This window comes from Deltaproteobacteria bacterium (assembly GCA_009930495.1).
Classification (GTDB): Bacteria; Desulfobacterota; Desulfovibrionia; order Desulfovibrionales; family Desulfomicrobiaceae; genus Desulfomicrobium.
Genome location: RZYB01000087.1, coordinates 1 through 10900 on the forward strand (window position 1 = coordinate 1; position 10900 = coordinate 10900).

Annotated in this window: 8 protein-coding genes; all 8 read left to right on the forward strand. The window is 63.9% G+C overall.

Going from position 1 to position 10900, the window contains the following annotated elements:
- Positions 1-1065: 1065 nt before the first annotated feature.
- The 8 genes from EOL86_08485 (at position 1066) to EOL86_08520 (ending at position 10590) form a co-directional block, all read left to right on the forward strand.
- Positions 1066-3657, forward strand: a complete 2592-nt coding sequence (locus EOL86_08485; protein NCD25611.1) for a hypothetical protein — start codon at positions 1066-1068, stop codon at positions 3655-3657.
- A 66-nt stretch (positions 3658-3723) separates the two neighbouring features.
- Positions 3724-4326 carry a hypothetical protein gene (locus EOL86_08490; protein ID NCD25612.1) on the forward strand — a complete coding sequence of 201 codons (603 nt, stop codon included), beginning with the start codon at positions 3724-3726 and terminating at the stop codon, positions 4324-4326.
- Between the two features lie 173 nt (positions 4327-4499).
- The gene (locus EOL86_08495) at positions 4500-6557 is read left to right on the forward strand and encodes a hypothetical protein (protein ID NCD25613.1); all 2058 of its coding nucleotides are present in this window, start codon (positions 4500-4502) and stop codon (positions 6555-6557) included.
- An 86-nt stretch (positions 6558-6643) separates the two neighbouring features.
- Positions 6644-7969: a hypothetical protein gene (locus EOL86_08500; GenBank protein NCD25614.1), complete on the forward strand. Its 1326-nt coding sequence runs from the start codon at positions 6644-6646 to the stop codon at positions 7967-7969.
- A gap of 67 nt (positions 7970-8036) precedes the next feature.
- Positions 8037-8654: an SIS domain-containing protein gene (locus EOL86_08505; GenBank protein NCD25615.1), complete on the forward strand. Its 618-nt coding sequence runs from the start codon at positions 8037-8039 to the stop codon at positions 8652-8654.
- A 9-nt stretch (positions 8655-8663) separates the two neighbouring features.
- Positions 8664-8906: a zinc ribbon domain-containing protein gene (locus tag EOL86_08510; protein ID NCD25616.1), complete on the forward strand. Its 243-nt coding sequence runs from the start codon at positions 8664-8666 to the stop codon at positions 8904-8906.
- A gap of 17 nt (positions 8907-8923) precedes the next feature.
- A complete protein-coding gene (locus EOL86_08515; GenBank protein NCD25617.1) occupies positions 8924-9862 on the forward strand; it encodes a hydroxymethylbilane synthase in 939 nt (312 codons plus the stop codon).
- A 152-nt stretch (positions 9863-10014) separates the two neighbouring features.
- Positions 10015-10590 (forward strand): UbiX family flavin prenyltransferase, encoded by a 576-nt coding sequence (locus EOL86_08520; GenBank protein NCD25618.1) that lies wholly within the window; start codon positions 10015-10017, stop codon positions 10588-10590.
- Positions 10591-10900 lie beyond the last annotated feature (310 nt).

A 10900-nucleotide genomic window follows, 5' to 3' on the forward strand; every position in this document is an offset into this window, starting at 1 on the left:
ATCTCGGGCGGCATCGCGGCCGATTACGCCCAGGCCAAGGCGGATCTCACGGGCGCGACCAAGGTCCGCATTGGCGGGATGGACGTGCTGCGGGCCGGCGACATGCAGTCCACCATGGAGCTGTTGTTTCCGCCCATGTCCGGCAACCGGGGCGTGGCCTTGGTGGTTTTTCGGGGTACGGGTGGCAGCCAGAAGACCATCGACCAGGTGTTGGGGACGTTCGCGCTTGATGGGCAGGAGCCCGGGGCTTCCGAACCGGTCCAGTCCGAAACGTCCGGAACGCCCGAGGTTAGTTTCGAGGTCGGCAATATCCATGGAGTTTACAACGGTCCGACGGCGCCCACGACGTTTTCCCTGGCCTCGTCGCGGGTTTTGGCCATGATCCAAAATTATCACTGGAATTCCGGCCAGGGCGCCACGCCGGGAACCATCGCGCTGCGGGAGGCCGGAGGAAAAACGCATGGCCCCTGGCAGACCGAGGGGAGCCCTGGTCAGGGCGGCGTTCCCAACGCCTATTGGACCGCCCGGCCCATGGTCGTGCTTCCGGCCGGAACATACACGGTCATTGATTCCGATCCGGCCACGTGGGCGCACAATAAAAAATCCGGAGGTCGAGGGTTCACCAAGGTGGAGACATTGCCTGTCAACGCCGGCGCGGCGCCAGGAATGGACTCGACGGCGGGCGGTCCACGCTGGGTGAACGCCGCGAAGCCGGACCATTACCTCGAACGCTCGGTTAGCGCCCAGGGCGTGCGCTGGACTGAATACAGCGACGGCCAGGCGCGGTTTGTCTTCGAGGAAAAGGGAGGCTCGCATACCCACGGCACGGTCACGTTGTATGACGCGTCGCGAAACATCGAAGCCACGCTCTTCCCGGACAGATTCGAATGGCGTCGCGACGGCAGGAAACTGGGCTCCCGGACAGGCGGGTGGGGGTAGGGCGTCCCTGCTGTCGCGCCATTGGCGGTGACGGGGCGGGTTTGAGTGGCCTGACGTTGCTTGGTCCGGGGCGGGCGCCTTGGTACCGCACGGGAATGTCATCTGGGTTGCAACGAGGAGGAGTTCATGCGTGTTCATTGGATAGTGCTGCTCGTGGTCATGGTTGCCGTGTGTCTTGCCGGGGGGCCGGCCTTTTCCGAGGAGGCACCGGTGATCGAAACCGCCACCGGCCCCGCAGGCTTGCTGGAAGTTGAGCAACAGGGGAAAATCACGGTGCGGGCGCTGCGCGCCTGGAACCGCCTGCCCGACGTCTATTTGAATCTGGCCCGGCAGCTGCGCCAGGAAGCGGGCCTCGATCTGTTGGGCGCGGATCTGGTGATGGTCCGGAGTTGGCTCGGCCGGGCGGAAACGGGCGATCCGGCCCTGGGTCCGCATGCGGAAGAGCTGCAGGGGCTGGCTCGGTTCATGGATCAAGGCGGCCATCTGGACTGGGCACCGACTTCCGCTGGTTCGAGCGTGTCGGTCGGAGCCCTGATGCGCGCCGGCGGGAAACGCTGGACCCAGGCCGAGGCGGGGCCCGCGACCATCCCTGGATCGTCCGCCGAAGCCGAATCCGTCCAGACGGTGTCCGTCCAGGCGCCACCTGTCCAGGCGGGTGGCGCGGATGCCGCGACGCTTCCGCCCCCAGTCGCGTCAAGCGGTTCGGGGCCGGAAGACGGTGTGGAGTTTCCGTTGAACGATCAGGTTCCTGGCACGTATCGGGTCAAGCTGCGCGTGGACGGCCTTGCACGTGTCCGCCCCGAGGACGAGCCGTATTTTCAGCGGCGCCTGCCGCGTCTGTTGCCCTCGGACCCCGGGGTCCACGCGGGCGAGCTCCGTTTTTTCGAAAAGATTTCGGACTACGCAAGCGTCAAGCCCGCGTTCGAGGGCAATGCCTCCCATGACCTTGTTCTTGGCGTCGCCACCTTGGACACGCCCGTGAGTATCAAGGTCGATGCCCCGGACAATCCCGGGATTCCCCTGACCGAAAAAGAGATCGCGGGCAACGTGTCCTACCGTGTGGCCGGTAAATCGGTTTATGTGTATCGCCACGACGAGGCCGGGGGCGACGCCGACATCGGTTTCGAGGAGAGCCGGGACGGCGAGATCCGCTGGACTCCCCGCGCCGCCTCGGACACGGGCCGTCCGGTGGGGCCGCGCGCCCTGGGCGTGTACATGTCCTACAGGATCAAGAAATATGTCGGCGATCATGAGCTTGGCACCCTGGGCACCAGTCAGCACCGGATTGGCTGGGTCGTGGTGGCCATGCCGGGGGATGTCTACGAGCATGAGGGAACACTCCATGCCGTGGGCCGGGCGGAACCACTGACGGCCAGCGGCGCGGCCGCCCGGCCCACGGCGCCGGAGCATTTCGACTTCGAGTTGCCACCGTATGCCGTGGACAAGATGGCCGTCGCCCTGTCGGAAGATTTGCGGCACGTGGCATGGGTGGACGGCAAGGAAGAAGGCCAAAAGCGGGTCGTCGTGGGCGGCGTTCCCGGACAATGGTATGACGACGTCAGCATCTACAGCATGCTGTTCACGCCCAAGGGCGAGGGATTTCGCTTTGAAGCCACCCTGGGTGACAAGGAGATTCCAATTTACAACGGGGCTGTCGGCCCTGTTTTCGACGACCTGGCTTTTCAGAAAATGAGCGTCGATGGCGCCCATGTCCTGGTCGCGGGCAAGGTGGGTGGGCTGTATCGGGTTTTTCTTGATGGGCGGCAGGTTCGCGAAACGCCGTTTTCCGTGGATGATGGCGTTGTCGTCGAGAGCGGACAAGCGGCCTGGGTCGAACAGGGACAAGACCAACACAACGGCGTCAAGTTCGCCATGGTCGTGACCGCCGATGGGGCCACGGGGCGGCGATACGCGGATATCGTGGGCGCGCCCCAGTTGTCCCAAAGTCCGGCGGAATTGTACTATGTCGCCGAAAAAGAAGGCGGCGACCGCTTTTTGGTGCGCGGCCAGGAGGAGCTCCAACCGGCGCTGGCGTCAGGCAAATTCTGGGTGAACACGGCCGGGTCGGGCCATGCCTTCATCGCCAAGGTGACGGAGAACAAAAAAGCCGTGGTCGTCAATGGCCGGACCGAGCCCGCGTTTGATACGCTTTGGGATCTGCCCACATTCAGCGCCGATGGCGCCCGTTACATCTACGAGGGCGGCAACGAGGGGCGTCGGATGTTGGTTGTCGATGGACACATTGTCGAGCATGGCCTTGGCGATCCGAAAAGCATTCTCGCCGAAACCTTCAGCCCCGATGGCCAGCGTTGGGCCGCTGGGTTCCAGCTTAACGACGAGGAATATGTGGTTGTCGTGGATGGCAAGGAAATCGGTCGTGGCCAGGGCTCGCCACGGCGTATTGTCTTTAGTCCCGACGGAACCAGGGTGGCCTGGATCGAGAACAACAAAAAAAGCAGCCGCGTTTGCCTTGATGGCCAGACCGGACCGGAAGCGCGGGAGATTTATGATGCCGAGCCTCCGCAATTCAGTCCCGATGGACGGCATCTTGTGTATTTCACCCTTGATGCCGACAAAAAGACCCATCTTGTGGTGTTCGGTGGTCAGGAGCGCGTGCATGCCATTATCCCGCCCCGGGTCGCGTTTGTCGATGGTGGATTGGAATATCTGGCCATTGACGGCACGCATTTCCGGCGGGAAACCATGGCGCTGGAATAACGGTCAAGGTCCGCTGCCATCTGGAAGCGGACCTTGTGTCGTGTTGGACACGGCAGGGGATGCTTGGTGGGTGGTACGCTGAAAAATATGTCCAAGGACAAGCGCCGGGCCGTCATGGTTCCGTTGACTCCGGCGGAGACCAGACTGTGGGTGCGTACGTATGGCCGCCACGCGCGTCTTTATGCCTGGGGTTTTTTCATGGTCGTCCTGCCGCTGATGTTTGGTCTGATTTGGTGGGATCTGGGAGAGATCGACGCGGACGCGCTTGCGTCCTTCGCTTTCGCGGCGGCGGTTTTTTTTCTTTTGGCGTGTTGGTCGCGCGGGGTCGCGACCCAGGGTTGGACCGGGACCGTGCTGGAGTTTTCCGCGCGGCCAGGCTCCGGAAGCCACGACGAGGGCGGTCCCGAGGATGGGTCCAGGCTTTGGATCGGCACGACGGGTGGAAAAGTCCGGACCGTGCGTCTGCCCGAGGCCCTGCGTGGCTATTTTTCTTCCGGCGACAGGGTATTCAAACTGTCCGGGCTGGATTGGCCGGAAAAGATGATCTTGGACCGCCCCAAACGGGTTTGTCTGGCCTGTGGCCATCTTTACGTCCAGGGCGAGGGTCGATGTCCGCGTTGTCGCGCCCCAGAGCCGGATCACGCGACCCTGGTGCGTTTGGCGGGATGATTTGATCGTCGTGCCGTGAATCGTGACGTGCGGTCGGGGCCGTGGATTTTTTGTGCCCCGGGGGCTCCAGCCCGCGTCACGGTGCCTCATGTTTCCAAACATCGGGCCAACGGCGACGGATATGGCCTGGATGCGGCGGCGTTGGCGCCGTCGTGCTTGGCGTGGGGAGGGTTATGACGCGACAAATGATCATGGTGCTGCTTCTCGTGATGCTGGTTGCCTCGCCAGCATCCATCGTGTCGGCCGGAGGCCTTGAGAGCGCCGGTATCGCGGGGGGCGTGCCGGCGGACGTCCCCCGGATCGTGCAGGTCGGGGCACTGCCCGACGGCGGTCTTTTTGTTTTGACGCCGGAAAAGGGCGGCCTGTATCGCGGCCGGCCAGGTGGCACGGGGTGGCGAGTGATGCCCGCCGTGCCGAAGGTGTTCATCCACCACGTTGGTGTCGATTCCGCCGGGAGGATGTATCTGTCCTCGTCCGATGGGTTGTGGCGCTCGCGAGGAGAAGGTTGGGAGCGAGTGTGCTCCGGACCCATGGCCTTTGCGAGGTTTGGCCGGGACGGCGTCCACGCCGTGGTCAAGACCTGGGGCGGGGGCGTGCGCGTGGCGCGGGTGGCCGGATTGGAGGCCGACACGGTGCGGCGCGCCGAGGATCAGGTCGAGCGCGGGCGGGCCCTGGAACTGCGTTCGCGCGAGGTCGTGGCGCGGATGGGGGAATTGTCCGGCGACAACGTCACCAGCCCGGAAGCCATGGAGCGGCTCGGGTACTACCGGCAGTGGCGCGAGATCCAGGACGAGATCAACGCCCTGGACCAAGCCCGGAGCGACGATCTTCAGGCTGGCGCTGGCGCCTTGGCCGCCTCGGCCGTGACCTGCGCGGCCGAGGCCGGGGACGGATCGTGGCTGGCCGGAACTTTTGGGCAGGGGATTTTGGGGAAGCGGCCTGGTCACGATCAATGGCGGCCGTGCGCGCCTGGCCCGCGCAATCGATGGATCCTGGCCATGGCCACGTCACCCTGGGGCACGGTGTATGCCGGAACCCATGGCGGCGGGCTGTGGGCCTGGCGGTCGGAAGAGTCCGGGTGGAGCCATGTTTCCCCGCTTTTGGATGGAAGCGTGATCGTGGACATGGCCTTTGGGTCGTCTGGTCGGATCGCGGTGGCCACCGAGGATCGCGGGGTGTTCGTGTCCGAGGACCACGGTCAAAGTTGGATTCACGGCGACGTCGCGGGCGCGTCCGCGCAGTCCGTGGCCGTGGATGCGGCCGGGCGGATCTGGGTCGGCACCTGGGGCGCCGGGTTGTATCTGTCCGAGGACCAGGGAAAGACGTGGCGCCACCGGCCCTTTGCCCACGTGGCCCGAGTCGTGGGCCTGGCCTTTGACTCCCATGGAACGGGCTACGCGGCGCTGGCCGGTCTGGGCCTGTTCCGGAGCGACGACGGCGGGCGGGATTGGGCGTATGTCGCCACTCCCGTGCGGCCGGCCAAGGATCTTGGACTGGCCCAGGGCGCGCGGGGTGATCTGTATCTGGCATCCCGTGGCGATGGATTGTGGCGCTCCGAGGACCGTGGGCAAACATGGGCCAGGGACATGCGCGGCCTGCCCGAGGGCGGCGTCAATCACGTCGCGGCAATGCCGGGTGGTCTGCTTTTGGCCGTTCCGGCCGACGCGGCCGGGCTTTTCACCCGCTCCGACGATGGTTCGTGGCGGTTGGTGCCCATGGCGGGCGAAGATGGCTGGGATTACGGTGTCTGGGAAACGCGTCTGCTGCCCGACGGCCGGTATCTGGCGTTTGGGTATCAGGATATCGTCATGTCCGGGGATGGCGGCCACGCCTGGCGGCGGGAACGCTTCGGCCAGGGCTTCCGGGATTTGGCCATGGGCGTGGACGGGACGATTTTTACCGAGCGCATGCTGACCTCTTTTGTCCTGCGACCAGGACCGGACAACGCGGACTGGGTCAAGGTGGACCGGATTCCCGGGGAGAGCTGCGCCGCGTTCGCGCCTCTTGGGGACGGGGCGTGGATGGGCGCGGATCGCCATGGCGGAATCCTTTTTTTCGAGACGCGCGATGGTACCGCGACCGTCGTGGGGAAAGGGCTTGAAGGACAGCGGGTTCTGGCCATGGCGGCTGGTCCGGAAGGAACGGTTTTTGTCGGCCTGGAGGATGGGTTGCTGGTCAGTCGCGATCGGGGCCGGAGCTGGCAAAAAGTCGGTGTTATTGATGAAGAATGATGCCGGACTGCTTGGCGGGCGTCGCGAGGGCGGGGGCTGGCATGATCACCAGCCGGTCGCCTGAATCCGGGAATGGGGAGGCAGGCATGAATGTGTTGGTACGGCAGGTGCTGGCGGTCGTGGTCGTCATGGCCGTGATCCTGGCGTGGTGGTTTCCCGCGCCGTTGTTGCTGCGGCTGGAACTGGTTGACTGGGGGCGACGTTATGAATCCCAATACGCGCAAGGTGGTTCTGGCCTTGGGGTCATGGGCATGAGCCGGGAGTTTGTCCGCTCCACCACGGAACCGTTGCCCCTGAATCGGTTTATCGCCTCCAGGGTCGCGGATCGATTGACTGACGGGACCGATCCGGCCTGGGCGGAAATCGTGGCCTCGCTGGACAGCGCCCCCAATGCGGCCGCCCCGGCCACGCGTTACGTCGCGCCGGACAGGGAGATATTCGCCAACCTGTCTGGAACCGAAGGATACCTTCGGTGGCGCGACGGGGTGGGCGTCCGGTATCTGGGATATCGGTTTGTCCCGGCCATGGATTTTTCGACCCGGTCCATCCCGGAGAATGTCCGTTTTCCGTTGCGTGACAACTGGGTGGGGCTGCTGGCCGCCGTTGTCGGAGCCGTGCTTCTCTGGGGCTGGGGGGGGCGCGTGGCCGATCTCGTGGCCGGAAGTTCCGCCGGCAGGGGGTTGCGTTGGTCGGCCATCTTTGCCGTTGTCTGTGGCGGGGCCGTGGCATGGCCGTTTGTGTATCAATGCGTCGGCTCGGATCTGAGTTTCGCGTCCATCTTCGCGGGCGGTTTTTTTCTGCTTGGCGGATTGATCGGCATGTGGCTGTTTGGCCGGCAGACGGCCATGTTGCGCCGGTTGGTCGCGGGCGGACATCTCGCGTGTTTCAGCTATGCTCCGGAGGAATGGACCCGGTTCGTGGAGTGGAATTTTGGCCAGGAGACAGGGGAAAAGAAAGCACTGTGGTGGTTTATTTTCGTTATCACCCTCGTGATCGGTCTAGGGTTCATGGCCGTCATGCGCGACGCGGCCTCGGTCTGGGTTTTCGCCGGGCTCATGGGACTCATGGCCGTGCTCCGGGTTCTGGCCGTGGTCCTGCCCCGGCGCGGCCGACGGCGGCATCTCCGGGGGCCGGGGCTGGTCTATGTCGGCCAGGATGGGCTTTATCTCAACGGAACTGTGCATAACTGGAATTCCTGGGGGGCGCGTTTGGACAAGGCGACCTTTAGACGCGATCCCGTGCCGCATCTCGAAGTGGTCTATTCCTATTTGATGGTCGCCGGCCGGACGTTGTTTTTTTATCGCAATTTCGTGCGGGTACGCGTTCCGGTACCTTTCGGCCAGGAAGAGACGGGGCTGCGGGTCGCCACGGAGCTCGGGCGTGTCGCGGCCGGGAAGGCCCGTCCAGAATAGACCTTGCCAAAGGAAAAGGCGGACCTTACAAACCAACGTCCCGTGAAAACGACGAAGAGGAGGGCCCATGACGGACAGCGCCTTGCAGCTCATCATGAATCATGCCCGGGAGGGGGCGCGCCTGCGGGAAGCTTTTTTCACCGATCACGCCCAGGCCCTGGACGAGGCGGCCCGGACCATGGCCACCAGTCTGGCCAGGGGCGGAAAAATTCTGTGGTGCGGCAATGGCGGCAGCGCGGCCGATGCCCAGCATTTTTCGGCCGAGTTGGTCAATCGCTTCCTGATGGAGCGGCCCCCCCTGCCGTCCGTGGCCTTGAACACCGACACGTCCGCGCTGACGGCCATCGGCAATGACTATTCGTTCGACCAGATTTTTAGCAAGCAGGTCCAGGCCCTGGGCCGTCCTGGGGACGTGCTGGTGGCCATTTCAACCTCGGGTCGCAGCGCCAATGTCAACGAGGCCCTGCGCGCGGCCGTGGACATCGGATTGACCACCATCGGCCTGAGCGGTGGCAACGGCGGCACCATGATCGACCATTGTCACCATGTCCTGATCGTTCCGGACAAGCGCACGCCGCTTGTCCAGGAAGTCCACGCGGCCATCGGCCATCTTCTGTGCTGGCTGGTGGATCACTATTTGTTTGAAGCCGTGGCGGAACTGAATTTGGGTTCCACCAGGGCATAAGGAGGAAACATGCCTATTTTCGAGTATGTCTGTAACGTGTGTCACAAGGAATTCGAGGAAGTCATCCTCGGCGACGAGCAACCGATCTGCCCGGCTTGCGGCGCCTCGGACACGACCAAGCTCATTTCCAAGGGCGTGTTCCGCACCGGCGGGCCCATTGTCGCGGGATCACCCAGCGCCAACGCCATCACCACCCGCGGCAAGAGCCCCTGCGCGGGCTGCTCCGGCGGCAATTGCTCCAGCTGCGGCTGATTCGAGGATAGTCATCAATGTTGCATACCATTTGCATCGCCACGCGGGGCAGCAAGCTGGCCCTATGGCAGGCACACCATATCTCCGACCTGCTGCGGGCCCAGTATCCGGGCTTGGTCGTCGAACTGAAGATCATCAAGACCCAGGGCGATAAAATCCTGGATGTTCCCCTGGCCAAGATTGGGGGCAAGGGCCTGTTCGTGAAGGAGATCGAGGAAGCCCTGTTGCTTCGGGAGGCGGATATCGCCGTGCATTCCATGAAGGACGTGCCGGCGGAACTGCCCACGGGCCTCAAATTGGGGATCATTCCCGAGCGCGAGGTGCCCACGGACTGCTTTTTGAGCGTCCATCATGCCTCTGTCGCGTCCTTGCCCGCCGGCGCACGGGTGGGCACCAGCAGTTTGCGGCGCCAGACCCAGCTCATGGCCCAGCGCCGGGATCTGGAAATCGTGTCCCTGCGCGGCAATCTGGACACCCGCGTTGGCAAGCTCATGAATGGCGAGTTCGAGGCCATTGTCGTGGCCATGGCCGGTCTGCGCCGATTGGGCTTGTCCGCTCCGCACATGCAGGAACTGGCCCCGCCCACGTTTTATCCGGCCGTGGCCCAGGGCGCCCTGGGCATCGAGTTTCGGGACGATCGGCCGGAACTCGATGCCATGCTCGCCTTTCTGGATCACGCTCCCTCCAGGATCTGCGTCGAAGCCGAGCGGGCGTTTCTTTTTGGCCTGGATGGCGGCTGCCAGGTGCCCATTGCCGGTTTCGCGACCCTGACCGATTCCCACGTCCACATGACCGGTCTGGTTGCCGACCTGTGCGGGGAGAAACTCATCCGCAAGGAGGCCCACGGCCCGGCGGCCGAGGCCAGGGATCTTGGAGCGCGCGTGGCCAGGGAAGTCCTGGCCGCTGGCGGACAGGCTATCCTGGACCAGGTCTACCAAGGCGGACCGCGCGTGTAGCGTCGCTTCGAGGCGAACCAATCCGGGGCGGACGGAGCAATCCGTCCGCTTTTTTTCGGTGACGGATCAGTTTCCGACGTGGACAGGCCACGAGGACCGCGCCCAGGGCGCGTCCCTCGACCGGAGCCAGTGTCGCGCGTCAAGGATTACTCATGACCACTCGCAGAATCGTGCTGGCCATTTCCGGTGCCAGCGGCATGATCCACGCTTTTTCCCTGGCCAGGGCTCTGCGCGCCGTTTCCGGCCTGGAGGTGCACGGCATCATTTCCGATGGCGCCAGGCAGGTCCTGCGCCATGAACTCGGCACGGACGGGGCGGAGCTGGAAGCCTGTTTTCATTATCTTCACGATCCCGCCAATGTCGCCGCTCCTCCGGCCAGCGGCTCCTGGCCGCACCAGGGCATGATCGTCTGCCCCTGTTCCATGGCCAGTCTGGCCGCCATTGCCTGCGGAGTGGGCTCCAATCTGCTGCACCGGGCCGCCGACGTGACCCTGAAGGAACGTCGGCCGCTTATCCTGGTGCCGCGCGAAACGCCACTGCATGAAATTCATCTGCGCAACATGCTCCGCGCCCAGCGCGCCGGGGCCGTCATCATGCCGCCATGTCCGGGTTTTTACCATCGCCCGGAGACCCTCGACGCCCTGGTGGCCCAATTTTCCGGTCGCGTTTTGGAACAGCTTGGCCTGGATCATGACCTGTATGCCCGTTGGGGCGGACCGGTGGCCTGAAGGCGCCCCTCTTTCCTTTTTTCAGTTTGGCATTATTGTCGAGCTGGGGAATACCCGGGCACAAGGAGCAACATCATGACCGCGAGCGACGAGCGCCGGCAATACGACCGCGAACACAGGACAAACACGGTTCGATACAGTTATTTGGGCAGCGAGGATTATCATGAGGCCCGCTTGATCAACCGGGGCAGTGGCGGATTGTGCATGGTGACCTGAGGGTGTCCAGAATTATGTGTAAACGCCTTCCTAAAATTCGATCATTCTGTCCTCGAATTGGATGCTGAATCTGGTCAGCGCGGCCTTCCAGTCC

Coding starts and splice junctions, on each gene's coding strand:
- EOL86_08485 (NCD25611.1), top strand. CDS start 1,066: ATGCGTGTTCATTGGATAGTGCTGCTCGTGGTCATGGTTGCCGTGTGT.
- EOL86_08495 (NCD25613.1), top strand. CDS start 4,500: ATGACGCGACAAATGATCATGGTGCTGCTTCTCGTGATGCTGGTTGCC.
- EOL86_08500 (NCD25614.1), top strand. CDS start 6,644: ATGAATGTGTTGGTACGGCAGGTGCTGGCGGTCGTGGTCGTCATGGCC.
- EOL86_08505 (NCD25615.1), top strand. CDS start 8,037: ATGACGGACAGCGCCTTGCAGCTCATCATGAATCATGCCCGGGAGGGG.
- EOL86_08510 (NCD25616.1), top strand. CDS start 8,664: ATGCCTATTTTCGAGTATGTCTGTAACGTGTGTCACAAGGAATTCGAG.
- EOL86_08515 (NCD25617.1), top strand. CDS start 8,924: ATGTTGCATACCATTTGCATCGCCACGCGGGGCAGCAAGCTGGCCCTA.
- EOL86_08520 (NCD25618.1), top strand. CDS start 10,015: ATGACCACTCGCAGAATCGTGCTGGCCATTTCCGGTGCCAGCGGCATG.